Here is a 25,452-nt window from a genome sequence, read left to right as displayed (position 1 = left end):
GACGGAAACCCTTTCCGGCTGGGTATGCCCCTCACCAAGCAAGCGCCGCGCCAGTCACCTACTCCGCCGCCGCGCGGCCGGCGGCCGCCTGCAGGGCCTGCCAGACCTTGAGCGGCGTCGCCGGCATCTGGATGTCATGGACGCCGGCGGGCCGCAGCGCGTCCAGCACGGCGTTCATCACCGCCGGAGCGGCGCCGATGGTGCCCGCCTCGCCCGCGCCCTTCACGCCAAGGATATTGGTGCGGCAGGGGATTTCCACGGTGGAGAAGTCGATGTCGGGCAGCAGGTCGGCCCGCGGCATGGCGTAGTCGAGCATGGTGCCGGTGACCAGCTGGCCGCTGTCCTCGTCGTAGACCACTTCCTCCAGCAGCGCCTGGCCCGCACCCTGGACGATGCCGCCGATGATCTGGCCGCGCAGCAGCATGGGGTTGAGCACCACGCCCATGTCGTCCGCCACCGTATAGCCGACGATGCAGGTCTGGCCCGTCTCAGGGTCGATCTCCACCTCGCAGATGTGGCAGCCGTTGGGATAGGTGGCCTCTGGCGGGGTCCAGGCCGCCTGCTCGCGGATGCCCGGGGCGTCGGCGTCGGGGCTTTCGTCGAAAGCCGCCGCCGCCACCTCGGCCAGAGAGCGTACCGCGTTGGTGCCGCGCGCCCGGAAGGTGCCGGCATCGAAGGTGACGTCGTCCACCGGCACCTCCAGCAGCCGCGCCGCGACGGCCTTGCCCGTCTCCACCACCTTGTCCACCGCCTGCGACAGCGAGGCCCCGCCGACGGGCAGCGAGCGCGAGCCGCCGGTGCCCTTGCCCGTCGGCACCACCTGCGTATCCCCCTGGACGACGCGGATGCGGTCCATGGGCAGGCCCAGCTCCGCCGCCACCATCTGCGCGTAGGCGGTCTCGTGCCCCTGGCCCGACGACTGGCTTCCGATGAGCACGGTCGCGTTGCCCCTGCGGTCCAGGTGAACGTGGGCCGTCTCGTCGCCGCCGCCGCCGCAGGCTTCCACGTAATAGCTCATGCCGATGCCGCGCAGGCGCCCGCGCCGGGCGGCATCGGCACGGCGGTCCTCGAACCCGGCCCAGCCGGCGCGGCGCATGGCCTCGTCCATCAGCCGCGCGAATTCGCCGGAATCGTAGGTTCGGCCAAGCGCGGTCTTGTAGGGCATGGCGTCGGACGGGATGAAGTTGCGGCGACGGATTTCATCGCGCGGAAGGCCCGTCGCCTCGGCGGCGGCGTCCGCCAGCCGCTCGATCACATAGGACGCCTCGGGCCGGCCGGCGCCGCGATAGGCGTCCACGGGCGCGGTATTGGTGGTCATCACCCGCACCCGGGCGTAGGCCGTCGGAATGGTGTAGACGCCGGGCAGCATGGCCGTGCCCGCCATGGTCGGTACGAAGGCACCCATCTGCGAGACATAGGCGCCGACGTTGGCGCGGGTGTCCACACGCATCCCCAGGAACCGACCCTCTGCATCCAGGGCGAGTTCGGCATGGCTTAGGTGGTCGCGGCCGTGGGTGTCGGCCAGGAAGCCCTCGGTGCGCTCCGCCACCCATTTCACAGGGCGGCCGACCTTGCGCGCGGCGGCCAGCACCAGGGCGTGCTCGTTGAACAGGAACAGCCGCATCCCGAAGCCGCCGCCGACGTCCGGCGAAATGACGCGAAGCTTTTCCGGCGGCACCTTCAGCACGCTCTGGCACAGCCACCCCTGCAGGGTGTGGGAGCCCTGGCTGCCGGTGGTCAATGTGAACCGCTCCTCCGCGGCATCGTACTCCCCCAACGCCCCGCGCGGCTCCAGCGGAGTCGGCGCGAGGCGGTTGTTGACCAGGTCCAGGCTCACCACCCGGTCGGCCTTGGCGAAGGCGGCCTCTGTCGCATCGGCGTCGCCCATGGACCAGTCCACCAGCACGTTGCCGGGCGCCAGGTCGGGCCAGACCTCCGGCGCGCCATCGGCCGAGGCGGCGGACAGGCCGCCGACGACGGGCAGGTCCTCCACATCCAGCACGACGGCCTCGGCGGCATCGCGGGCCTGCTGGAGCGTCTCGGCCACCACGAAGGCCACCGGCTCGCCGACGAAGCGCACCGTGTCGCGGGCGAGCACGGGGCGCGGCGGCACGGGCATCTTTTCGCCGGCGGCATTCCTGGGGCGGACAATGGTGGGCAGGTCGCCGATATCGTCCGCCTCCAGGTCGGCAGCCGTCAGCACGGCCAGAACACCCGGCATCTCGCGCGCGGATTCTACATCCAGCTCGCGGATTTTGCCGTGGGCGAAGGACGACCGCACCGTCACGCCATGCACCTGACCGGCGGGGGCGATGTCGTCGGTGTAGTGCCCCGTGCCGGTCAGGAATCGCTGATCCTCAACCCGGCGGATGGCCTGTCCCGCGCCGAAACGACCCATGAAAGCGCCTCCCTGATGTCCGATGCCTTTGCTCGACCATACGACAAGCGGGCCGGCTCAGGAACCGGCCGCCTTTACAACATTTTCTTTGTGTTGTTTTTTATCGTTTGACTCTGCGACGGTGTGTTTTATGGTGTGATCCACACAGCCGGCAGACTATTTCCCACGCCGGCCCGTCACGCAGCAGCACAGCAGGGACCAGGCATGGCACAGAAGCGCACCGCGCCGTCGGCCGTCGAGGCGATCAAGCAGGAGAGCAAGGGCCTGCGCGGCACCCTGAAGGCCGAACTGGCCGAGCCCGGTGCCTTCACCGAGGCCGCGCACCAGCTCCTCAAGTTTCACGGCGCCTACGAGCAGTTCGACCGCGACACCGCGACGGCCCGCAAGAAACAGGGGCTGGAGAAGGAATACAGCGTCATGGTGCGCGCCAAGATCCCGGGCGGCCGGGTGACGGCGGCGCAGTATCTGGCGCTCGACACCCTGGCCGACACCTGCGGCAACGGGTCCCTGCGCGTCACCACGCGCCAGGGCATCCAGTACCACGGCATCCTCAAGGGCGACCTGAAGGCGGCGATTGCGGGCATCAACGACAGCCTGCTGACCACGCTGGGCGCCTGCGGCGACGTGGTGCGCAACGTGATGAGCCATCCCGCGCCCATCGCCGACGCCAAGCATCGGCGGCTGGAAGAGGACGCGCGGCGCATTTCCGAACGCTTCAACTGGACCTCGGGCGCCTACCACGAGATCTGGCTGGACGGCGAGCCGGTGGACATGGGCGCCGACGGGCTGGCGAAGGAAGACGCCATCTACGGCAAGCTCTACCTGCCGCGCAAGTTCAAGATCGGCATCGCCCTGCCCGAGGACAACTCGGTCGACATCCTGACCCACGACCTGGGCATCATCCCCCTGTTCGAGGGCGAGACGCTGACGGGCTACAACTTCGCGCTCGGCGGCGGGCTGGGGCAAACCCACAACCGCGAGGACACGTTCCCGCGGCTCGGCACCCCGCTGGTCTTCGTCGGGCCCGATGACCTGATCCGGGGCGTGGAGGCGGTGGTGGCCCTGCAGCGCGACCACGGCAACCGCGCCGACCGCAAGCGCGCGCGCCTCAAATACGTGCTGGAGGACAAGGGCATCCCTTGGGTCCGCAAGACGCTGGAGGAATACTTCGGCGGTCTGCTGGAGGACGCGCGCCCCATGCCGGCCTTCCAGGTCGCCGACCACATGGGCTGGCACGAACAGGGCGACGGGCGCTGGTACCTCGGGCTGCCCGTCTCCAGCGGCCGCATCCAGGACACCGAAGCCGTCCGACTGCGCACCGCGCTCCGCACCGTGGTCAAGCGGTTCGGCGTGGACATGGTGCTGACGCCCGAGCAGGACGTCATCCTGTCCAACGTCGAGCCCAGCGACCGGACGGACATCGAGGACGAACTGCGCGCCCGCGGCGTGCGGCTGGCGGAAGACATCGTCACGCTCGACCGCTGGACGCTCGCCTGCCCCGCCCTGCCCACCTGCGGCCTGGCGCTGACCGAAGCCGAGCGTGTGCGCGATCCGCTGGTGGCCGCCATCCATGCCGAGATGGAGCGCCACGGCATCGGCACCGAAGCCGTCAGCCTGCGCATCACCGGCTGCCCCAACGGCTGCGCCCGCCCGCCGACGGCGGAAATCGGGCTGGTCGGGCGGATGCCGGGCAAGTACGCGGTGTTCGTCGGCGGATCGTTCGAGGGCACGCGCCTGAACGAGAAGCTGCAGGACAAGGTGCCCGAGGCCGACGTGCCGGTGCTGCTGGGCCGCCTGTTCGGCCTGTTCACCGAACAGCGCCAGGACGGCGAGCGCTTCGGCGACTTCTGTCACCGGCTCGGCACGCAGGCCCTGGCTGACCACCTGAATGCCATGGCCGAGGCGGCGGAATAGTCCGCCCCGGCCCAACCCTTCCCGACCTCCTCCGCCGGTCCGCGTCCTTCGGCGCCCGGCTTCGACCCCCGCTGACGGGCGCCTTCCCCGCAGGCGCGGCATCGGCGGAGGAGGCGGGGACCCTGCACCCCCTGGAGGGCACGGCATGGAGCAGTTCCCCATCTTCCTCACCACCACCGGCGGATCGCTGCTGATCGTCGGCGGCGGGGTGAACGCCGCCCGCAAGGCGCGCCTGCTGAGCAAGGCCAGCGCGCGGGTCGACGTCGTCGCCGACGCGCCCGTGCATCCCGAGCTTCAGGCCCTGGCCGATACCGGTGCGGTGACGGTGCACGCGCGCCCCTTCACGGACGAGGACGTGGACGGCCGCCTGCTGGTGATCGGTGCGGCAGAGGACGACGACGCCCTGCTGTCCCGCGTCGCCGCCGCCGCCCGGGCCGCGCGCGTGCCGGTGAACGTGGTGGACCGACCGGACCTGTCCAGCTTCCTCATGCCCGCCATCGTCGACCGCGACCCGCTGGTTGTCGCCATCGGATCGGGCGGATCGGCGCCCGTGCTGGCGCGATCGATCCGCGCGAAGATCGAGGCCCTGCTGCCCGCCCGCACCGGCGCGCTGGCGCGCTTCGCCGACGGCTTCCGCTCCACCGTCGCCCGCGCCCTGCCCGCCGACGCCCGCCGCCGGTTCTGGGAATGGGTGTTCGACGGTCCCGTCTCCTCTGCCGTTCTGGCGGGCGATGAGCCGCGCGCCCGGTCGGCGCTGATCGACCGCCTCAACCGCAACCAGGCCGGCGAGACGCCGGGCCTGGTCCAGCTTGTGGGCGTCGGGCCGGGCGACCCGGACCTGCTGACGTTCAAGGCCCTGCGCGCCATGCAGACCGCCGACGTGGTGCTGGTCGACAGCCTGGTCTCGCCGGAGATTCTGGAATGCGTGCGCCGCGATGCCCTGCGCATCGACGTCGGCAAGCGCAGCGGCCGTCACACCATGCCGCAGGCCGATATCCAGGCCCTGATGGTTGACCACGCCCGCGCCGGCAAGCGCGTGGTGCGGCTGAAGGGCGGCGATCCGTTCCTGTTCGGCCGCGGTGGTGAGGAACGCGAACACCTGCTGGCCGCCGGCGTTCCGGTGGAGGTGGTGCCCGGTGTTTCGGCGGCGTTCGGCTGCGCTGCGGCAACCGGCATCCCGCTCACCCACCGCGACCATGCGCAAGGAGCGACCTTCGTCACCGGCCACGCCCGAGACGCCGAGGGTGCGCCGGACCTGGACTGGGAAGCCCTGTCCCGGCCGGGGCATACGGTTGTCGTCTACATGGGTGTCGCCACCGCGCCCGCCATTGCCCGCCGCCTCATGGCCGCCGGCCGCAATCCCGCCACGCCCTGCGTCGTGGTGGAGAACGGCACTCGCCCCGACCAGCGCACTCTGCCGACCACCCTTGGCGCGCTGGCCGACACGGTGGCCGCCGCCGGCGTCAGCGGCCCCGCCCTTCTGTTCATCGGCGAGGTCTGCCAGGCCGCCGTCGCCGATGTCGCCGTTCAGGCCCCGCCGCTCGCGGCCGGCGCCGTGTAAGTCAGGTCAGGGAGCCAACATCATGCATTCCTCCTCCGCCCAGGCCCTCGCCGACCTTCCCGACGCATCCCCCGCCCTGGCGGCGCTCGCCGACGAAAGCCTGTCGGCCGAAGCACTGCTGGAACGGGCCGTGGAGATGTTCTCCGGCAGATTGGCGCTGGTCAGTTCCTTCGGCGCGGAAGCCGCCGTGCTGCTGGACCTGATGGCATCGGTGGACCCCACCGTGCCGGTGCTGTTCGTCGATACGGGCAAGCTGTTCGGCGAGACGCAGCGCTACCGCGACAAGGTGGCGGAGCGCCTGGGACTGACCGACGTGCGCTCCATCCGCCCGCGCCGCGACGCCGTGCAGGCCGCCGATCCCAACGGCATCCTGTGGACACAGGACCCCGACGCCTGCTGCGCCCTGCGCAAGGTGGAACCGCTGGAACGCGCGCTGTCCGGCTTCGACGCCTGGATCAGCGGCCGCAAGCGCTTCCATGGCGCCACGCGAGCCAGCCTGCCCAAGGCCGAGGTCGTCGACGGACGGGTGAAGATCAATCCGCTGGCCGACTGGACGCGCGAAGAGATCCAGGCGCGGTTCGAGGCGTCGAAGCTGCCGCGCCACCCGCTGGAGGCGGATGGGTTCCTGTCCATCGGCTGCATGCCCTGCACCGACCGCGTTCAGCCCGGCGAGGACATCCGCGCCGGCCGCTGGCGGGGCCAGGACAAGACCGAATGCGGCATTCACTTCACGGGAAGCGGCGACGGGATTTGAAAAGTGCGCTCGCCGCTGATCCAGGTGGGTCAGGATGGTTGGCACCGGATGTGGTTTCCTGCTTTCACAGGAATGACGGAAAATTCAGGGGTGTGAAACAATACCTTGCAACACCCGTCGCCCCTGCGAACGCAGGGGCCCAAGCACGCCGCTAGCCGCCTCGCGATACCCCCTACTCCGCCGCCTCCGGCGCGGGCTCGCGCGGGGTGGCGGCCGACAGGAGGTCGGTCAGGCGGTCCAGCGCTTCAGACAGCGGCGACGGGCCGGGGGCCGGATCGGCGTCCACCGGCGTCGCCACCACGCCCTCGCCGTCCAGGCGCAGGACCACCGGCCAGACCAGACCCGCGGCAGTGAAGAACTCCACCTCGCCGTCCTCCCGATCCGGGCCGACGACGTAGACCGGGCGGGCGTCGATGCCGTCGCGCGACAGGCGGGCGCGGGCCTGGGCGACCACTTCGTGCGGCACGAGATGGGCGTGGGGCATGGGAAGCCTCCATCCTTGCTGTCGATGTGCCGCGACAGTGGACGCCCCCGCCCGCGCCGTATACGGAAACTTCCGTGACAGCCCGATGGATCAGCCGCCCTCGGGCACCTCGTCCGTCCAGACGCGGAACGACGTCAGCCCCGCAGGGCCAAAGATGTGGGTCAGCGGCACGTCGGCGGCATCGCGGCCCTGGGCGATCAGTACCCGGCCAACCCGCGGTACACGGTTGCGCGGGTCCACCGTGTACCAGCGGCCGCCCACGAACACCTCGAACCAGCCGGCGAAGTCCATGGGGCCGGCCGGCGGCGGGATGTCGATGTCGCCCAGGTAGCCGGTGCAGTAGCGGGCGGGCACGTTCAGCGCGCGGCACAGCGCGACCCCCAGGTGCGCGAAATCGCGGCAGACGCCGGTGCGCTCGGTGAAGGCCTCGAAGGCGGTCTTGGTGGGGCGGGCAAAGTGGTAACCGAAGGTGATGTGGCTGTGGACCCAGTCGTTCACCGCCTCCACCCGCGCCCACGTCAGCGGCAGATGGCCGAAGGTGTCCCACGCCGCCTGCGACAGCCGGTCCGTCTCGCAATAGCGGCTGCCCAGCAGATAGACCAGCGTTTCCGGCGGCAGGTCCTGCACCGGGGTCAGCGGCGCGTCGGGCGGCGGCCGCTCGTCGGGCACACGGGGCAGGCGAAGGGTGGCGTCGGTGGTCAGGCGCATGGTCCCCGGCGGCGCGACAAGGCGCGAACACCAGTTGCCGAAACCGTCGCGGTAGGGCGTGATGGGCACCGGCGGGTCCGTCGCCAGGCGATCGGGCCGCAGCATGGCGTGCGACAGGGAATGGTGGATGGTCAAAAGCACGATCATCGGCGTCGGGCCGGGACAATCGTATCGCACGTCGTAACCGACCCGCAGCAGCATGGCGTGCTCTCCCTTGCGGCGATTCCGCACATGCTAACGCTTTTCTCCGCCGCCATGCGCCCCCAAATTAGTCCGAGGCGCCGCCGAGGCCGGCGCGCACAATGAGTAACCCCCGTGGCGGGGCCTCACCGGCCACCGCCACGGCCACTCCAGACCGGGGAGCGCGGCATGACGATCAGCAAGATCCTGTCTCAGAAGGGTACCGCCGTTCACACCGCCCGCAGCACCATGACGGTGGAAGAGGCCATCAAGACCATGTGGGAGCTGGAAATCAGCGCGCTGGTGATCTGCGACGACGGCCGCCGCATCGACGGCATCGTCTCCGACCGCGGCATCATCCGCGCGCTGGCGAGCCAGGGCACCGAGATCATGGGCCGGCCCATCGCCGACATCATGACGCGCGAGGTCATCACCTGCCGCCCGACGGACCGCATCAACGACATCATGGCCCAGATGACCGAACGCCGCATCCGCCATTTCCCGGTGGTGGACGGCGAGGGAATGCTCATGGCGCTGGTGTCCATCGGCGACGTGGTGAAACACCGCATCGACCAGATTGCCAACGATGCCGAGCACATGCGGGAGTACATTACGAACGCGAGGTGAGGCTGGCGGGGCGGCGCTGGTCGTTTCGCCCGTCGTCTGACACCGTATGTGGATTCCTGCTTTCGCAGGAATGACGAGTATTTTTGTGTTTTAAAACAGAAATTTACAGAACCCGCCGCCCCTGCGACAGCAGGGGCGCACGTCCGGTATCAGCCGCCCCGCCCCTTCTCAGTGCTTCAGCACCCGCGACAGGAAGGCCTTCGTGCGTTCGCTTTGCGGGTTGTCGAAGACTTCCGCCGGCGGTCCCTGCTCCACGATCTGGCCTTCGTGGATGTAGATGACCCGGTCGGCCACCTCCCGCGCGAAGCCCATTTCGTGGGTGACCACCATCATGGTCATGCCCTCGGCCGCCAGTTCGCGCATGACGTCCAGCACCTCGCCGATCATTTCCGGGTCGAGGGCCGACGTCGGTTCGTCGAACAGCATCACGCGCGGGTCCATGGCCAGCGCGCGGGCAATCGCCACGCGCTGCTGCTGGCCGCCCGAAAGCTGGGTCGGGAACTTGTCCGCCTGATTGCCGATGCCGACACGGTCCAGCAGGCGCCGGGCCGTTTCCTCCGCCTGGTTCCTGCCCACCTTGCGCACCCGCATGGGGGCCAGCATGATGTTCTTCAGCACGGTGCGGTGCGGGAACAGATTGAACTGCTGGAAGACCATGCCGACCTCGCGCCGGATGGCTTGCAGGCTGCGGCTGGTCTTGCTGGTGTTGCCGGGCTCCAGCGGGTGGCCGTCGACCACGATGCGCCCGCCCTGGAAGGGCTCCAGCCCGTTGACGCAGCGGATCAGCGTCGACTTGCCCGAGCCGGACGCGCCGATGACGACGATCTTCTCGCCGGGCACGACCTCCAGGTTGATGTCCTTCAGCACGTGATGACTGCCGAAGTACTTGTTGACGTCCTTCATCTCGACGATGGGGTCAGCCATTGTCGTCGTCCTCCCCGTCCCGCTCATTGACCGACCAGACCGCTGCGCTCAAGCCCGCGCAGGATGGCGGAGAGCGTCAGCGTGATGACCAGGTACAGGATCGCCACCATCAGGTAGACCTCCAGCGCGTTGAAGGTCGTGGCGATGTAGATCTGGCCCTGGCGCACCAGTTCGCCGACGCCGATGACGGCGAACAGCGAGGTGTCCTTGATGGACACGATGGCCTGGTTGCCAAGCGGCGGGATCATGCGCCGCAACGCCTGCGGCCATATGACGTAGCGGAAGGTGTCCAGCCGCGACAGCCCCAGCGACAGGCCCGCTTCCCGCTGGCCCTTGTCGATGGACTGCACGCCGCCGCGCACGATTTCCGAGATATAGGCACCCGAGTTCAGCGCGATGGCGGCAATGCCGGCCGTCAGCGCATCAATGGGACCACCCAGAACCTCCGGCAGGCCGTAGAAGATGAACAGCACCTGCACCAGGACGGGCGTGCCGCGGAACACCTCGATATAGGCGATGGCCGGCCAGCGCAGGAGGCGTATCGGGTTGATGCTGAGCAGCCCGAAAACGATGCCCAGGACGAACCCGAACACAAGTCCGACGCCGGAAATGAGAAGGGTGTACGGGATGCCTTCCAGCAGGTGCGGGATCGAGCTGATCATCGCCTGCCAGTCGAACTGGAAGTTGCCCACGTGCGGGGTCTCCTCGGTCTCCTGTGCTCAAACGGCACGCACCGGGGCGGGGGTGCGGCCCTGCCCCGGTGCGCGGCCCCGAAAAGACGGGGGTCAGGTTGCCTTAGTTGCTTTCGCTGCTCGGCATTTCGCCGAACCACTTCTTGTAGATCTCGGCGTAGGTGCCGTCTTCCTTCATGGAGGCGAGCGCCTCGTTGGCGTCGTCCACCCACTCGGAGCCGTCGTTGAAGGCGATGCCGTACTGCTGGCCCTCGTACAGCGGGCCGACGGTCTTGACCTTGTCGCCGCCCTTGGTCTTGGCGAAGTAGCCCACGTTCGGCGCGTCGTAGAACACGGCGTCCACGCTGCCCGACATCAGCGCCATGTACATGTCGGCGCTGCCCGGGTACGGGGTGATGTCGGCGTCTTCCAGGTTGGCGGTCAGGTAGTCGTAGCTGGTCGAGCCGATCTTGGTGCCGACCTTCTTGCCCTCCAGGTCGGCCATTTCGTCGACGTCGCTGTCCTGGGGCACCAGCAGGCGCAGGCCGCTGTCGTAGTACGGGTCGGTGAAGTCGACGATCTTCTCGCGCTCTTCGGTGATGGTGATGCCGGCGATGGCGACGTTGGCGTTGCCGGTCTGGACGGCCGGAATGATGCCGTTGAAGTCCATGGTGCGCAGGTTGTAGTCGAACCCGGCGCGCTTGGCGACCTCGGACAGGATGTCCATGTCGAAACCGACCATCTCGCCGGTTTCCTGGTCCATCATCTCGAACGGCACGAAGGACGGGTCCGTGACGGCTTCCAGCGTCTCGGCGGCGGCCGGGGTGGCGACCGCGGCGGGCACGGCGACGGCGGCGGCCAGGCTCAGGCGCGAAATCCAGGTCCTGTTCACGGTGTTCTCCTTGTTCATCGTGTTGGCCCCGGCAAGGCGGCGGCGAAAACCCCTGTTCGGGGCAGGCCGAAGCGGGCCGAGGCTCCGAAAAACCGAACCGGGCGCCCCGTTGGAGGCGCCCGCCTAACCCCATTAGGTTCCTCGGGCTTGGAGCATCTGTCAACCGCCACGGGTTTGATCGAACGGTCGAAGCATCCCTTGCGGGCTTTCGCAATGGCCGCGCATGACGCATCCTGCGCCCGCTTTTGTCGCAACCGGAGACGCCGTTGGTCATGGACGGGACAGCCCTCTCGCTTCTGATGTTCGCCGCCCTGGTGGGCCTGCTGGTGCTGGCCGTGCCGGTGGGGCTGGCCATGCTGATCGCCGGCGGGCTGGGCTATGCGCTGATCGCGGGCACGGCGCCGCTGCTGGACTACATGGCGACCGCCCCCTGGCACCTGGGCGCGTCGTACTCGCTGTCGGTGATCCCCCTGTTCCTGCTGATGGGGCAGTTCGCCACGCAAGGGGGCTTGAGCCGCGCCCTGTTCGGCGCCGCCAACGCCTGGCTCGGCCACCGGCGCGGCGGCATGGCGATGGCGGCCGTGGGCGCCTGCGGCGGGTTCGGGGCGATCTGCGGCTCGTCGCTCGCCACCGCCGCGACCATGGCGCACGTCTCCCTGCCCGAGATGAAGCGCCGCGGCTATGACGGATCGCTGGCCTGCGGAGCCCTGGCCGCCGGCGGGACGCTTGGCATCCTGATCCCGCCCAGCGTGATCCTGGTGATCTACGCCCTGCTGACGGAACAGAGCATCGGCGCCCTGTTCATCGCGGCCGTCATTCCCGGCCTGCTGGCGGTTTTCGGCTACATGGCGGCCATCGCGGTCGTGGTGCGGCTGAGCCCCGGTGCCGGACCGGCGGGGCCCCGCCATGGGCTGCCCGCCCGCCTTCGGGCGCTTCTTGAGACGGGGCCGGTCCTTGGCCTTTTCGCCCTGGTGATCGGCGGCATCTACGGCGGGCTGTTCACGCCGACAGAAGGGGCCGCCGTGGGCGCGGCGGGCACGGCGGTCGTCGCGGCGCTCAGCGGACGCATGAGCCGGGCGGGATGGATCGACTGCCTGCTGGGGACGGCCAAGCTGACGGCCATGGTCATGCTGATCCTGATCGGCGCGGACCTCTACAACGCCTTCCTCGCGCTGTCCCGCATGCCCATGGAGGCCGCCGGGCTGGTCGCCGACAGCGGATGGCCGCCGCTGGCGGTGCTGGGACTGATCCTGGCGTTCTACCTGGTGGCGGGATGCCTGATGGACAGCATGTCCATGATCCTGCTGACCGTGCCCATCTTCCACCCCATCGTCATGGGCCTGGACTTCGGCCTGGGTCCCGACGAGACGGCGATCTGGTTCGGAATCCTGGTGCTGATCGTGGTGGAGGTGGGGCTCATCACGCCGCCCATGGGGATGAACATCTTCGTCATCCAGTCCTTCGATCCCGGCACGCCGCTGACCCGGGCCTTCCGCGGCGTCGTGCCCTTCCTGGCCGCCGATGCGGTGCGCGTGGCCCTGCTGGTGGCCTTCCCAGGCATTGCGCTCGCGGGCCTGACACTGGCGGGAGGAGGCCCGTGACCCGCGCCCTGTTGACGCCGATCCTGGCCGGGACGGCGCTGGTGCTCCTGGGCCTCGGCATCGGCCTGCCGCTGTTGCACATCGACCGGCTGTGGCTGTTCACCGACAGCGTGTCGCTGTGGCAGGCCATCGTGACATTGTATTCGGAGGGGGAACCATTCCTGGCCGTCGTCCTCACCGCCTTCTCCATCGTCTTCCCGGTGCTGAAGCTGATCGGCGTGCTGTGGGCGTGGCGCCGGCCGTCGCCGCGCATGGCCGCCGTGGTGGACGGCCTTGGCAAGTGGAGCATGATGGACGTGCTGGTGGTCGCCCTGCTGATCGTGACGCTGAAAGGCTCGGGGCTGGTGAACGCGGCCTCGGCGCCGGGCGTCTACTGCTTCGCGGCGGCCGTGCTGCTGTCCATGATCGCAGGAATGCTGGCGAAGAAGGACCCTTCCACCTGATGCCGCGCCTCTGGTTCACCAGCGACACACACTTCGGCCACGGCGGCAGCCTGGGCCTGTTCAGGCGCCCGTTCGACAGCACGGCCACCATGACCGAGGCCCTGGTGGAGAACTGGAACGCCGCCGTGGCGCCCGACGATACCATCTGGCACCTGGGCGACTTCGCCATCGGACCGAAGCCGGATGCACAGGCCGCGATCCTGGGCCGGCTGAACGGCACCAAGCACCTGGTCAGCGGCAACAACGACGGCCCGGCGACGCTGGCGCTGGCGGGCTGGGCATCGGTGCAGGCCTATGCGGAGCTGGAAGCCGAGGGACGCAAGCTGGTGCTCTGCCACTATCCCTTCCGCAGCTGGAACGGCCAGCACAAGGGCGCGCTGAACCTGCACGGCCACAGCCACGGCAAGCTGGCCCCCCTGCCCCGCCAGATCGACGTCGGCGTCGACGTCTGGGACTTCGCCCCGGTGGCGGTGGAGACGCTGCTGGAGCACGCGACCCGCCGCCGCCGCAACTCCTAGCCACCGCGCACCGTCGGCCGAAGCCAACGGATGCGGCCGCTGCAGCACGTTCGTCTTTTCCGTATTTCAGGTGCCGGCGGGCGGCCGGTCGCCGATTTCAATACATCCACGGCATGTCGCCGCCTGCGCCGGAAGGTTTCGATGGATTAGCCGGTTGTGGAATGGTGGCACACGTCCCCGAAACGTATCCTCGACGCGTCGCGCGGCCTCCCATAGCGATCCATGGCCGTACGTCTCGAGCCAACCGACGCGAGTGAGCCATGCTGGAAAATTTGAAGGACGGACTCGTCAACAATGTCTGGCAGGCCGTCGCAGGCAGGCGGAAAGAGAGCCGCAGTGCGCCATCCGCGGCCTTGGTTGTCGCTCCGTCCGTGTCGGGAAGCGTCGGCGACGCGGCGCTGATCGTCGGGACCACGGAAGCTCTGCGCGCCGCCGGCTATCAGCGGGTCGACATATTGACGCCGGAGACGGAGGATGACTGGCCGGTATCCGTCACGCCCGACCACACGCTCTGCCTGCCAGGACTGTTGATGCGTGGCGGACGCGGCGCACTGATGCGCATGGCATTCGCGATGCGGGATTACGAGGCTCTGTACGTTATCGGAGCCGATATCATCGACGGCATCTATAGCCACCAGCGCGCGCTGGCGCGGATCCGGCTCATGCAACTCGCCGCCCAAGGGGGCCTGCAGACGGTTCTTGTCGGAGCAAGCATCAGCGAGGCGCCAAAGTCGGCCTGCATGAGGGCCCTCGGCCAGTTGCCGGGATCGGTTCGCATCAATGCGCGTGACCCGCTGTCTGCGCAGCGGATGGTGCCGTGGCTTGGCAGGATGCCCTCCATCGCGCCTGACGCCGCCTTCCTCATCCCGCCGCCCGTTGAGCGAGAGGCGCCGGAGGCGGAGGCGGCCTGGCTTGCCCGCATGGAGCACGCCGGCCTTCAGCCGGTGGTCGTGAACGTAAATGGCGGGCAGGCCTATAAAAAGCCCGCCCTTGCCGAGGCGATGGGGCGGGTTATTGATGGGCTTCTGGCTCGACGCTGCGCCGTCATGTTGTTGCCTCACGACAGTCGAAAGCCGGGTGACGAAGAGATTTGCCGGCATCTTGCGGAGCAACGCGGCGCGTCGGTCCGCGCTTACCAGGGTCCCATGGACCCGCTATCGATTCGCTCCGTCCTGGCATTGGTGCCGATCGTGATCACAGGACGCATGCATGTCGCCATCTTGGGACTGACCACCGGCGCAGTGCCGATTGCGGTGGTTTACCAAGGCAAGTTCGAGGGACTCTTCCAGCTTTTTGATCTTCCGGTCGAGGATCTCTGCCGCCAGCCGGATGCGGTGATCGCCGATCCGGAGAGCCTGCTTGCCTGCTACGACGCTGCGGTCGCCAATCTTTCGCGGCACGCCGATGCAGTTCGCCGGGCGCTGCCGACGGTTACGGAGGCCGCAAGGATGAACGTCCTCGCTCCTGGATCGCCACGATCAAGGCTCAGCGTCGAGGCCGGCCGCCCTCCGCGGGAACCGGCCGAGACATAGCCGGCCTCGGATGCGGACCGCTTTTTCATCAGGTGACAGACGGCCCCCGTCGCATCACCAGCCGCAGGACAATCTGGAACACGATCGAGAGCTCTCGCATCAGCGGATGGCGCACAAGCGCGAGAACTGCAAGCCACGCCGCGACGCCACATGAACCTAGAATAAGCGCCCCAACGATCCCCGGCGTCTCAATAATGGCCACGCCCAAGACCGAGGGTGCAAGCCCAGCTGCCGCGGCAGCGAAACTCAGACGGCCGGCCCTTAGAACCTCCAGCAGGCTGACGTCGATAAGACGACCCAGATAGCGCTGGGTGACGGCGAAATTGAAGGTGGTGATGACCACCTGCGCCCAGACCACGGCCTCCAGGCTGTGAAAGGCAGCGGCAACCGTCAGCACTATCCGCACCACGGACACGATCGTGTTCTTGCGCAACATCGTTTTAGCGGCACCGACACCCCAAAACAGGCTGTCGCTAAGAGAAAAATAAGCAAAAACAGCATATCTCAGGCAAAATATTTGCAGGAGCAAAACAGAGGCCTTCCAGTTTTCACCAAACAAAAACAGGATGACGGGATCCGCGAAGAGAGCAAGAGTTCCGTAAAATGGCCACGCAAGCGCTGTCATGAGGGTGACCGACCGCAGGTATTCCAGCTTCAGCGGCCTGTCGGATCGGTTGTACTCGGCGAAGGAGGGCTGCGCCACTTTGGACGCTGCACCCAGTATTCCGTCATTGAAGATGCGCCCGAGTCCTTGGGCGCGACTGAAGAAGGCAACAGCCTCGAAGCTCAGCAGCTTCCCCATGGCGACGTCGGGCGCCATCATCGAGAAGTGCTGAACCATGTTCGACCCGCATGCAAAGCCACCGAAAGCGGTGATGGATCGCCAATGGGCGAAGCCGGGAAGAATGAACACATGAGGCGCTCTGACGACGACCAGCATCAAGATCAGCACGACCGTGGCAAAAACCGACGACCATGCCATGCTCATGTAACTGAAGCCGTTGAGCGCCAGTAGGACCGTCATCGCGACTTGCGCAACTGTCGATGCCAGTTCCACAATTGCAACCTTGCCGAAGTGGAACCGCCGACGGAGCAGGGCCAGAGATGGTGCCCCAATAGGCAGGATCAGAAAATTCAGGACCAAGACATGCATGACCTCCCTGACGCCCTCTTGGTCGTAAAAGGCGGCGAGGGGAGCGGCAGCGATCCACAGGATCACGGCCACGCCGGCCGACATGACGAATGCTATGCCGAACGCGCTGCGGATCTTGCTCTCGTCAAGCTCCTTTTCTTGAACAAGATACTGGCCGACGCCGAAGTCTCTCAACAACTGGCCGATGGCCACCAGCGCCATCGTCACCGAAAAGAGGCCAATCTCAGCCGGTTCCAGAAGGCGGGAGACGATGACAACGGAAATAAACTGAATTGCCATACGCAAGTAGGTTGCGGCAGAAGTATGGAGAAGTGATACGTGGATACGTCCCATAGCGTCCGCTCTTGATGGATAGGCGCATCGGCCGGCATTCAGGAGAACCCGATCGCCGTTGTGCGGGAGTCGCATCTTAGCCGAACGGGAAGAGTCGGCGCAGTTCACCATGGGAGGCAGGCTTAAACGCGTCGGAAGACGACGGCATATGTCTTGTGCGTTCGGCGCGATAACCCGCTTGGAGAAAGATGATACGTCAGAAATCTACTTGTTCAGGGCGGCTGACCGAAGAGCAGCGCGTCTGTACCACGATGTCACCGTCAGTTCGGCCGCCACTACCTCCCCTGAAAAAACGTTGTCTTCCAAAGGGTAGTTGAGAACAAACCTTCTCATGCTGCATATAATAGAAAACAACCTGCATTGACATCATTAATATTCACAGCCGGTGACCGACCATGCCATACGACACGACGGAGCCCCGCCTGAGAATTGCAGCGTGGCCCGCCACCGGTGGAAATCCTTACCAGGACCTTCTTTATGGAGCCATGAGGCGCCACCACGCCGTCGTCGACGACTTCAGCATCGGCGCGCCACCGGACCGGGCGCCCGACATTGTGCATGTGCATTGGCCGGAAGCCTTCATGTGGGACGGCCGGACGCCCGTGCAGCGCATGAAGGGCGCCCGCTGGACGCTGCAGGCGCTGCGCACGCTGCACCGGCGCGGCAGCCGGGTCGTCTGGACCTGCCACAACGAGAAGCCGCACGATCTGCATGGCGCCGACATGCTTACCTGGACGGTCTTCGAACGCATGTTTCAGGCCCAACTGAGCGGCGCGATCTTCATGACGGAGGCCAGCCGCCAACACATGCTCCACCGCTCTCCGCTCCTCCGCCGCCTGCCGACGACGGTCATCCCCCACGGCCATTATCAGGACTGGTACGGGAGCCCCGTGGGCCAAGTGACCGCGCGGCAGCGGCTCGGCCTGCCGGCGGACCGCTATATCTACCTGTTCTTCGGCCGGATTCGTCCCTACAAGAACATCGACGCCCTGACGACGCTGATCGGCCCGACGGTCGCCGCGGACGAGAGTGCTCATATCGTCATCGCCGGCAAACCAGCGACACCGGCCCTGGAAACGTCCCTGGCGGCGCTTGCCGAGATGCCGAACATCACCCTCAGGCTGGGATTCGTGCCCGATGAAGAGGTGCGGGACCTGATGTGCGCCAGCGATGCCGTGGTGCTTCCTTATCCCGTTTTCAATTCAGGCGTGGCGCTGCTGGCCGCCTCCTACGGCCGGCCGTTCGTCACGCCCGACACGGCCCCTGTCCGGGAAACGGCCGGGCTTTTGGGCGCGGGCAACGCCCATCTTTTCGACGGGCCGCTGACGCCCCATACGCTGGCGGAGGCGCGGGCGCGTTTCCAGGGCCGGGACAGCGGCCCGGACCTGACGGCTTTTTCATGGGACCGCATTGGCCGCGCGACCATGGACTTCATGGAGGCGGCGATGGGGCGCAGAACCACCACGCCCGAGCACACCTCCAAACAGGACTGAGTGCCGCGTCAGTCGAACAGCACCCCCGGCAGCCACGTCGCGATGCCCGGCATCTGGAAAATGACCAGCATGCCGATGATCTGCAGCATCACGAAGGGAATGACGCCCCTGTATATGTCCAGCGTCGAGACCTCCTTCGGTGCCGCACCGCGCAGGTAAAAGAGCGAGAACCCGAACGGCGGCGTGAGAAAGCTGGTCTGCAGGTTGATGGCGATCAGCACGGCCAGCCAGATGGGGTCCATGCCCATGGTCAGCAGGATCGGCACCACGATGGGCAGGACGATCACGGAAATCTCCACGAAGTCCAGGAAGAAGCCCATCACGAAGACGATCGCCATGACGAACAGAAGCGCCGTCGTCTGGCCGCCGGGCATCTCCGTCAGGAATTCCTCCACCCGCACGTCGCCGCCGAGCCCCCGGAACACCAGCGAGAAAACCGACGCTCCGATCATCATGGCGAAGATCATGCTGGTCACGATCATGGTGGAGCTGAGGACGGGCTTCAGAACGCCCGCACGCCCCGCCCGCCAGAAGGCGACGAAGATGCCCCAGAAGGCGATCAGCGCCAGGCCGCCCGCCAGCCAGATGGACGCCTGCTCCACTGCTGTCGGGTTGGCGCGGCCGGTGCGCAGGTCGACCATGCTGGTCAGCACCAGCATGCCGACGATGGCCGCCGCCGCCGCCCAGAAAGGCCAGTTGCTTCGCCCCTTGAAGAAGCGCGGCGCGGCCAGCATCAACGCGCCGACGGCCCCGACCGAGGCCGCTTCGGTGGGCGTGGCGATGCCGCCGAGGATGGAGCCCAGGACGGCGACGATCAGCACCACCGGCGGCACCAGCACCTTAACGATGCGCAAGGCGGCCTCGCGGCTCGTCACGTCGGCCTCGCGCGGCAGGGCGGGCGCGGCGGACGGCTTCAGGAAGGCCAGTGCCAGGATGAAGATCACGTAGATCAGCACCAGGCAGAGGCCCGGCAGCAGGGCGGCGGCGAAGACGTCACCGACGGAGATCGTGTCGACGGTGAACTTGCCCATGTCGAACTGGGCCTGCTGATAGCCCGACGACATGACCTCGGCCAGGATGATGAGCATGGTCGAGGGCGGGATGATCTGCCCGAGCGTGCCGGCGGAGACGATCACGCCGCTGGTCAGCCGCTTGCCGTATCCGTTGCGCAGCATGGCCGGCATGGCGATCAGCGCCATGGTCACCACCGTCGCGCCGACGATGCCGGTCGACGCCGCCAGCAGCATCCCCACCACGACGACCGACACGGCCAAACCGCCCCGCAAGCTGCCGAACAGCTTGCCCATTTCCTCCAGCAGGTCCTCGGCGATGCGGGACCGCTCCAGGATCACGCCCATCAGCACGAACAGCGGGATCGCCAGAAGGATGTCGTTGGTCATGATGCTGAAGACGCGCGGCGCCAATGCCGCCAGCAGCGGCATGTTGAACACGCCCAGGCCCGCGCCCAGCAGGCCGAACAGGATGCCTGTGCCGGCCAGGGTGAAGATCACCGGATAGCCCAGCAGGATGCCGCCGCACAGCGCGGCGATCATCAGAAGGTCCAGGTTCTGGGTCAGCAGGGTCAGCATGTCAGCCGTTCTCCCGCAGCGCTTCCGAGGCGCGGTCGGCGATGCCGCGCGTTTCCTTGGGCGGCGGCGCGCCCAGCAGGACCGCCAGGTTCCTCAGCGCCAGGCCCAGGCCCTGCACCAGCAGCAGCACCGCGAAGGCCGTGATGAAGGATTTCAGAAGGTAGGACGCGGGAATGCCGCCGACCGAAATGGCGCCTTCCCCGATCTCCCACGACTTGCGGACGAAGGGCCACGTGTAGACCAGGATAGCGACACAGGACGGCACCAGGAAGACCAGCGTCCCCAGAAGGTCGATGGCCGCCTTCCGGCGCGGGGTCTGGCTGCCGTAGAAGATGTCCACGCGCACGTGGCCGTCGTGCAGCAGGGTGTAGCCGGCCCCCAGCATGAACAGGGCGGCGTGCAGGTAAAGCTCCAGTTCGGTGACGAAAATGAAGCTCATGCCGAAGACATAGCGCAGCACGACGATGCCGAACTGGATCACCACCATGCCGACCGCCAGCCACATGACGGCCGCGCCCACGGCGGCGTTGATCCGGTCCAGCATCCGGCCGAGGCGCATGAGGATCGCGGGCATCAGAACAGGCCCTCCGGGCGCGCGGACGGATAGGAAACGATACGTACTCACAGAAGATCACGCGGCGCGGCCACCGCCAAGGGCCGCCGCGCCGCGCGCGATCCGGCCGGATCAGGTCGGGTAGTCGAAGTCCATGTCGCGGGCCCGGAACACGCTGCCGTCGGCATACTTCATGTAGCCGTTGGACAGCGTCCGGTAGTCCACGAAGGACCGCGCGATGCGGGCGACCAGTTCGTCCTCGTGCTCCAGCAGCTCGCGCATGACCTCGCCGGCGGTGTTGCCGATGGCGACCACCACCTCGTCTGGCAGCTGGCGCAACTGCACGCCGTGCTCCTTCACCAGCATGGGCAGGGCCTTGGCGTGGTTGGTGTTGTACTCGGTCAGCACCTGGTCGTAGAGCGACTGGCAGGCCAGCGCGACGGCCTGCTTCAGGTCGTCGCCCAGCGCGTTGAACGCCTCCATGTTCACGCCGCATTCCTCGGCCGAGGACGGCTCGCCGATGCAGGGATAGTAGTAGTTCTTGGCGACCTGATAGTACCCCAGCGCACTGTCGGTCCAGGGGCCGATGAACTCGCCGGCGTCCAGGGTGCCGGACTGGAGCGCCTGGAACATGTCGGCCCCGCCCATGGCCTGCACGGCCATGCCCATGCGCGACAGCACCTCGCTGTTCAGGCCGGTGGTGCGGAAGCGCAGGCCCCGCAGGTCGTCGACGGAGTTGATCTCGTCGCGGAACCAGCCGAACCACTGGGCGCCCGAGTTGCCGCAGAGGAAAGGCTTGATGTTGAAGCGGGCGTACAACTCGTCGTACAGCGCCTGGCCGCCGCCGTGGTTCATCCATCCCGACTGCTCGATGGCCGTCAAACCGAAGGGCTGGCTGCCGAACAGCAGGAAACCGATGGACTTCGACCCCCAATAGGCGGGGACGGAGTGATAAAGCTGTGCCGTGCCCTCCGACACCGCGTCGAACACGCCGCGGCCGGGCACCAGTTCGCCGGCGGCGGAAACCTCCACCTCCAGCCGGCCGCCGGACAGCGCCGTGATGCGCTCGGCCAGCATGTTGGCGGCGACACCCGGCCCCGGCAGGTTGCGCGGCCAGCTGGTCACCATGGTCCAGCGCTTTGTGCCCTGGGCGAGCGCCGGCGTGGCAAGGCCTCCGGCGGTAGCGGCGGCACCGGCGGTGCCGATGGCGGTGGACTTGAGGAACTGCCTCCGATCCATGTTCTGAACTCCCTGTTCATCTGTTCGTCGGCCGGCGGCTTGTTGTTTTAGGCTCGCCCGGTTTTCCGGGTCGAGGGGCCGGCGCGGCGGTGGCCGACTGTTATGACCGCCGCTCCGGGAATGGTGGACTGTCGCCCCTCGTCAGTCGAGGAACGGCAGCTTGAGCTGATGCTCCTTCGCGCAGTCCTTGGCGATGTCGTAGCCGGCATCGGCGTGGCGCATGACGCCGGTCGCGGGATCGTTCCACAGCACGCGCTCCAGGCGCTTCGACGCCGCGTCGGTGCCGTCGGCGACGATCACCATGCCGGCGTGCTGGGAAAAGCCCATGCCGACGCCGCCGCCGTGGTGCAGGCTCACCCACGTCGCGCCGCTGGCGGTGTTCAGAAGCGCGTTCAGGAGCGGCCAGTCGGACACGGCATCGGACCCGTCCAGCATCGCCTCCGTCTCGCGATTGGGACTGGCGACGGAGCCCGAGTCCAGATGGTCGCGGCCGATGACGATGGGACCCTTCAACTCGCCGGACTTCACCATCTCGTTGAAGGCCATGCCCAGGCGGTGCCGCTGCCCCAGGCCGACCCAGCAGATGCGCGCCGGCAGGCCCTGGAAGTGGATGCGCTCGCGCGCCATGTCGAGCCAGTTGTGCAGGTGCGGATCGTCGGGGATCAGCTCCTTCACCTTGGCGTCGGTCTTGTAGATGTCCTCGGGGTCGCCGGACAGCGCCGCCCAGCGGAACGGGCCGATGCCGCGGCAGAACAGCGGGCGGATGTAGGCGGGCACGAAGCCGGGGAAGTCGAAGGCGTGCGTCAGGCCTTCCTCTTTCGCCATCTGGCGGATGTTGTTGCCGTAATCAAGCGTGGGCACGCCCTGGCTGTGGAAGTCCAGCATGGCCTGGACGTGCACCTTCATGGACGCCCGCGCGGCCTTGGCGACGGCCTTGGGGTCGGTCTCGCGCTTGGCCTCCCATTCCTCCAGCGTCCAGCCGGCGGGCAGGTAGCCGTTGACGGGGTCATGCGCGCTGGTCTGGTCGGTCACCGCATCGGGCTTCACCCCGCGCTTGACCAGCTCGGGGAAGACCTCGGCGGCATTGCCCAGCAGGCCGACGGAGATCGCCTCGCCGTTCGCGCAGGCGTCCTCGATCCAGCGCAGGGCCTCGTCGATGTCGGCGGTGTGGCGGTCCAGGTAGCCGGTGCGGATGCGCATGTCGATGCGGCTGGGCTGGCACTCCACAGCCAGCATCGACGCCCCGGCCATGGTGGCGGCCAGCGGCTGCGCCCCGCCCATGCCGCCCAGGCCGGCGGTAAGGATCCACTTGCCCTTCAATTCGCCGCCGTAGTGCTGGCGCCCGACCTCGGCGAAGGTCTCGTAGGTGCCCTGCACGATGCCCTGGCTGCCGATGTAGATCCACGATCCGGCCGTCATCTGGCCGTACATCATCAGGCCCTTCTTATCCAGCTCCGAGAAGTGGTCCCAGTCGGCCCAGTGCGGCACGATGTTGGAGTTGGCGATCAGCACGCGCGGCGCATCGGCGTGGGTGCGGAAGACGCCCACCGGCTTGCCCGACTGCACCAGCAGCGTCTCGTCGTCGCCCAGGTCACGCAAGCGTGCGACGATGCGGTCGAAGCTGTCCCAGTTGCGCGCAGCGCGGCCGATGCCGCCGTAGACCACCAGTTCCTGCGGGCGTTCGGCCACGTCGGGGTCCAGGTTGTTCATCAGCATGCGCAGCGCCGCCTCGGTGAGCCAGCTCTTGCAGCTCTTTTCCGATCCGTGCGGCGCCCGGATGACGCGGGCGTTGTCGAGCCGGGATGCGGTGGACATGGGAGTGATCCTTCTTCTTGTCCGTTTCCGTGAAGCCGTGAAGCCTAAAGAGCGATATCCAGCGGCACCTGTCCGGGCCGCGCGGTGAACCGGGTGCCCAGGCGATAGCGCGTGCCGGGGTGCACCAGCAGGGCCAGCGTCACCACATGGCCCCGCACCCAGGTCCGCCGCGTCAGCCGCAGGCAGGGTTCGCTTTCGGGAATGTTGAGAAGGCGCGCCGCCGTGGCACCGGGCAATGCGGCCTCGATCATGTGTTCGACCTCGGGCGTGCGCTCCAGGTCGGTCAGGTACTCGGTCGGTGTCTTGCTCCTGAAGTCCTGCTCCAGGTAGCGGGGTGCGATGTTGGGGTTGACCCAGCGGTCCTCGTACTGGAGCGGCACCTCGTTCTCGTAGTGCACCACGACCGAGTGGAACAGCCGCGCCCCGGCGGGGAGGTTGAAGCTGCGCGCCAGCCGCGCATCCGCCGTCGCCTCCTCCAGCAGGTCCACCCGGCAGGAATGACGATTACCGCGCGCCGCGATCTCGTCGGAGACCGGCCGCAACTCCAGGATTTCCGCCGAGGCCGCCCGTTCGGCCACGAAGGTGCCCACGCCCTGCACGCGGGTCAGCACGCCCTCGTCCGTCAGTTCCCGCAGCGCCCGGTGGACGGTCATGCGGCTGACGGAGAACTCCTTCAGCAACTGGTTCTCCGACGGAAGCTGAAAGCCCTCCGGCCACTCGCCGGAGAGGATGCGGTTGCGCAGCGTCTCCTTGATCTGGCGATAGCGCGGCTGGCTGGCTGAGACCTTCATTACGCCGCACCCTCTCCGCGCACGCGCCCGCCGTGCACGGCGGCGCGGCAGGGGTTGAGGCCGATGGAGTACGAAAGCTCCGCCGGGTGGCCGATGTCCCACAGCGCCAAGTCGGCGCGCAGGCCCTCGCGCAGGATGCCGCGGTCGTCCAGCCCCAGGGCCTTCGCGCCGTTGCGGGTTATGCCGGCAAGCGCCTCTTCCGGCGTCAGGCGGAAGAAGGTGCACCCCATGCTCAGCATCAAAAGCAGCGAGGTCACGGGCGCGGTGCCGGGGTTGCAGTCGGTCGCCAGCGCCATGGGGACGCCATGGGCGCGCAGCAGGTCGATGGGCGGCAGCTTGGTTTCGCGCAGCACATAGAAGGCGCCGGGCAGCAGCACGGCCACCACGCCCGCCTGCGCCATGGCCTCCACGCCCTGTTCGTCCAGGTGCTCGATATGATCGGCCGAGAGTCCCTTGTACTCCGCCACCAGCGCCGAGCCGCCCAGGTTGGACAACTGCTCGGCATGAAGCTTCACCGGCAGGCCGCGCGCCTTGGCCGCGTCGAACACCCGCCGCGTCTGCTCCAGCGTGAAGCCGATGCGTTCGCAGAAGGCGTCCACGGCATCGGCGAGCCCTGCGTCGGCGGCGGCCGGCAGCATGTCGTCGCACACCCGCTCGACGTAGGCATCGGGGTCGTCCTTGGCTTCCGGCGGCACGGCATGGGCGCCCAGGAAGGTGGTGCGCACCGTCACGGGGCGGACCTCCCCCAGCCTGCGGGCGACGCGCAGCATGCGAAGCTCGGCCTCGCGCTCCAGGCCGTAGCCGGACTTGATCTCGATGGTGGTCACGCCCTCGGCCAGCAGGGCGTCCAGGCGCGGCAGGACGGCGGCCAAAAGCGAGTCCTCGTCCGCCTCGCGCGTTGCCCTGACCGTGGAGGCGATGCCGCCGCCCGCACGGGCCAATTCCTCATACGTGGCGCCCTCCAGCCGCATCTCGAATTCGCGCGCGCGATTTCCACCGTAAACAAGGTGGGTGTGGCAGTCGATGAGGCCCGGCGTCAGCCAGCCGCCGCGCCCGTCATGCACCGTTTCCGCCAGCGACTCGGGCGCATCCGGCAGGTCGGCGCGCGGGCCGATCCAGGCGATGCGGCCATCCTTCACCGCCACCGCCGCGTCCTCGATGGCGCCATAGGCGGCGCCGTCCGGCTCCATGGTGGCGGCGGAAACGTTGATCCAGAGCGAGTCCCAGCGGGGGGCGGTCGGCATGGGCGGCGTCTCCTCCGGGCTTCGGCGCCGCACCC

22 protein-coding genes are annotated in these 25,452 nt (G+C 67.8%); 9 read left to right on the top strand and 13 right to left on the bottom strand.

Annotation, left to right across the window (positions count from 1 at the left end; all coding sequences use genetic code 11):
- Positions 1-58 precede the first annotated feature (58 nt).
- Entirely contained in the window at positions 59-2,398 is a 2,340-nt protein-coding gene (locus tag C882_RS00940) for a xanthine dehydrogenase family protein molybdopterin-binding subunit (protein WP_009538647.1), read from the bottom strand.
- Between the two features lie 204 nt (positions 2,399-2,602).
- Here C882_RS00940 and C882_RS00935 point away from each other — a divergent pair, with 204 nt between their 5' ends.
- The 3 genes from C882_RS00935 to C882_RS00925 all read left to right on the top strand — a co-directional run bounded on the left by C882_RS00935 (position 2,603) and on the right by C882_RS00925 (position 6,627).
- The gene (locus C882_RS00935) at positions 2,603-4,312 is read left to right on the top strand and encodes an NADPH-dependent assimilatory sulfite reductase hemoprotein subunit (RefSeq protein WP_009538646.1); all 1,710 of its coding nucleotides are present in this window, start codon (positions 2,603-2,605) and stop codon (positions 4,310-4,312) included.
- A 145-nt stretch (positions 4,313-4,457) separates the two neighbouring features.
- Entirely contained in the window at positions 4,458-5,873 is a 1,416-nt protein-coding gene (gene cysG, locus C882_RS00930) for a siroheme synthase CysG (RefSeq protein WP_009538645.1), read from the top strand.
- Positions 5,874-5,895: 22 nt separating this feature from the next.
- Positions 5,896-6,627 (top strand): phosphoadenylyl-sulfate reductase, encoded by a 732-nt coding sequence (locus C882_RS00925; RefSeq protein ID WP_009538644.1) that lies wholly within the window; start codon positions 5,896-5,898, stop codon positions 6,625-6,627.
- A gap of 172 nt (positions 6,628-6,799) precedes the next feature.
- Here the strand turns inward: C882_RS00925 and C882_RS00920 are convergent, their stop codons facing one another.
- Complete coding sequence (locus C882_RS00920) at positions 6,800-7,111, bottom strand: hypothetical protein (RefSeq protein ID WP_009538643.1); 312 nt, start codon at positions 7,109-7,111, stop codon at positions 6,800-6,802.
- A 90-nt stretch (positions 7,112-7,201) separates the two neighbouring features.
- A complete protein-coding gene (locus tag C882_RS00915; protein WP_009538642.1) occupies positions 7,202-8,020 on the bottom strand; it encodes a transglutaminase-like domain-containing protein in 819 nt (272 codons plus the stop codon).
- Between the two features lie 168 nt (positions 8,021-8,188).
- Between C882_RS00915 and C882_RS00910 the strand changes: the two genes are divergently transcribed.
- Complete coding sequence (locus tag C882_RS00910; RefSeq protein ID WP_009538641.1) at positions 8,189-8,626, top strand: CBS domain-containing protein; 438 nt, start codon at positions 8,189-8,191, stop codon at positions 8,624-8,626.
- Between the two features lie 168 nt (positions 8,627-8,794).
- On the opposite strand, the gene C882_RS00905 is transcribed toward C882_RS00910, so the two are convergent.
- From C882_RS00905 to C882_RS00895, 3 genes are all read right to left on the bottom strand, one after another.
- Positions 8,795-9,550 (bottom strand): amino acid ABC transporter ATP-binding protein, encoded by a 756-nt coding sequence (locus C882_RS00905; RefSeq protein WP_009538640.1) that lies wholly within the window; start codon positions 9,548-9,550, stop codon positions 8,795-8,797.
- A gap of 23 nt (positions 9,551-9,573) precedes the next feature.
- Positions 9,574-10,242 (bottom strand): amino acid ABC transporter permease, encoded by a 669-nt coding sequence (locus C882_RS00900; RefSeq protein WP_009538639.1) that lies wholly within the window; start codon positions 10,240-10,242, stop codon positions 9,574-9,576.
- Positions 10,243-10,345: 103 nt separating this feature from the next.
- Entirely contained in the window at positions 10,346-11,113 is a 768-nt protein-coding gene (locus tag C882_RS00895) for a transporter substrate-binding domain-containing protein (protein ID WP_201448314.1), read from the bottom strand.
- 272 nt (positions 11,114-11,385) lie between these two features.
- On the opposite strand from C882_RS00895, the gene C882_RS00890 reads away from it, so the two are divergent.
- From C882_RS00890 to C882_RS00875, 4 genes are all read left to right on the top strand, one after another.
- Positions 11,386-12,714 (top strand): TRAP transporter large permease, encoded by a 1,329-nt coding sequence (locus C882_RS00890; protein WP_043642784.1) that lies wholly within the window; start codon positions 11,386-11,388, stop codon positions 12,712-12,714.
- Positions 12,711-13,157 carry a paraquat-inducible protein A gene (locus C882_RS00885; protein ID WP_009538635.1) on the top strand — a complete coding sequence of 149 codons (447 nt, stop codon included), beginning with the start codon at positions 12,711-12,713 and terminating at the stop codon, positions 13,155-13,157. Before C882_RS00890 ends, C882_RS00885 begins: the two co-directional genes overlap by 4 nt.
- Positions 13,157-13,675: a metallophosphoesterase gene (locus tag C882_RS00880; RefSeq protein ID WP_009538634.1), complete on the top strand. Its 519-nt coding sequence runs from the start codon at positions 13,157-13,159 to the stop codon at positions 13,673-13,675. The genes C882_RS00885 and C882_RS00880 overlap by 1 nt, the downstream gene beginning before the upstream one ends.
- Before the next feature lie 260 nt (positions 13,676-13,935).
- Positions 13,936-15,207, top strand: coding sequence for a polysaccharide pyruvyl transferase family protein (locus C882_RS00875; protein ID WP_043642781.1), 1,272 nt, complete (start codon positions 13,936-13,938; stop codon positions 15,205-15,207).
- Positions 15,208-15,235: 28 nt separating this feature from the next.
- On the opposite strand, the gene C882_RS00870 is transcribed toward C882_RS00875, so the two are convergent.
- Entirely contained in the window at positions 15,236-16,693 is a 1,458-nt protein-coding gene (locus tag C882_RS00870; RefSeq protein WP_043642779.1) for a lipopolysaccharide biosynthesis protein, read from the bottom strand.
- A gap of 611 nt (positions 16,694-17,304) precedes the next feature.
- Here C882_RS00870 and C882_RS00865 point away from each other — a divergent pair.
- Positions 17,305-18,186, top strand: a complete 882-nt coding sequence (locus tag C882_RS00865) for a glycosyltransferase family 4 protein (RefSeq protein WP_236262419.1) — start codon at positions 17,305-17,307, stop codon at positions 18,184-18,186.
- An 8-nt stretch (positions 18,187-18,194) separates the two neighbouring features.
- On the opposite strand, the gene C882_RS00860 is transcribed toward C882_RS00865, so the two are convergent.
- From C882_RS00860 to hutI, 6 genes are all read right to left on the bottom strand, one after another.
- A complete protein-coding gene (locus C882_RS00860) occupies positions 18,195-19,775 on the bottom strand; it encodes a TRAP transporter large permease (RefSeq protein ID WP_009538631.1) in 1,581 nt (526 codons plus the stop codon).
- 1 nt (position 19,776) lies between these two features.
- Positions 19,777-20,349 carry a TRAP transporter small permease subunit gene (locus C882_RS00855; RefSeq protein WP_009538630.1) on the bottom strand — a complete coding sequence of 191 codons (573 nt, stop codon included), beginning with the start codon at positions 20,347-20,349 and terminating at the stop codon, positions 19,777-19,779.
- A gap of 111 nt (positions 20,350-20,460) precedes the next feature.
- Entirely contained in the window at positions 20,461-21,567 is a 1,107-nt protein-coding gene (locus C882_RS00850; RefSeq protein WP_009538629.1) for a TRAP transporter substrate-binding protein, read from the bottom strand.
- Positions 21,568-21,708: 141 nt separating this feature from the next.
- A complete protein-coding gene (gene hutU / locus C882_RS00845) occupies positions 21,709-23,382 on the bottom strand; it encodes a urocanate hydratase (RefSeq protein ID WP_009538628.1) in 1,674 nt (557 codons plus the stop codon).
- Positions 23,383-23,426: 44 nt separating this feature from the next.
- Positions 23,427-24,173, bottom strand: coding sequence for a histidine utilization repressor (hutC, locus tag C882_RS00840; RefSeq protein ID WP_009538627.1), 747 nt, complete (start codon positions 24,171-24,173; stop codon positions 23,427-23,429).
- Positions 24,173-25,417: an imidazolonepropionase gene (hutI, locus tag C882_RS00835; protein ID WP_009538626.1), complete on the bottom strand. Its 1,245-nt coding sequence runs from the start codon at positions 25,415-25,417 to the stop codon at positions 24,173-24,175. Before hutI ends, hutC begins: the two co-directional genes overlap by 1 nt.
- Between the last annotated feature and the right edge of the window lie 35 nt (positions 25,418-25,452).

Origin of the sequence: Caenispirillum salinarum AK4, assembly GCF_000315795.1 — a bacterium.
GTDB classification, from domain to species: domain Bacteria; phylum Pseudomonadota; class Alphaproteobacteria; order Rhodospirillales; family Rhodospirillaceae; genus Caenispirillum; species Caenispirillum salinarum.
This window is presented reverse-complemented; position numbering and strand designations above follow the sequence as displayed.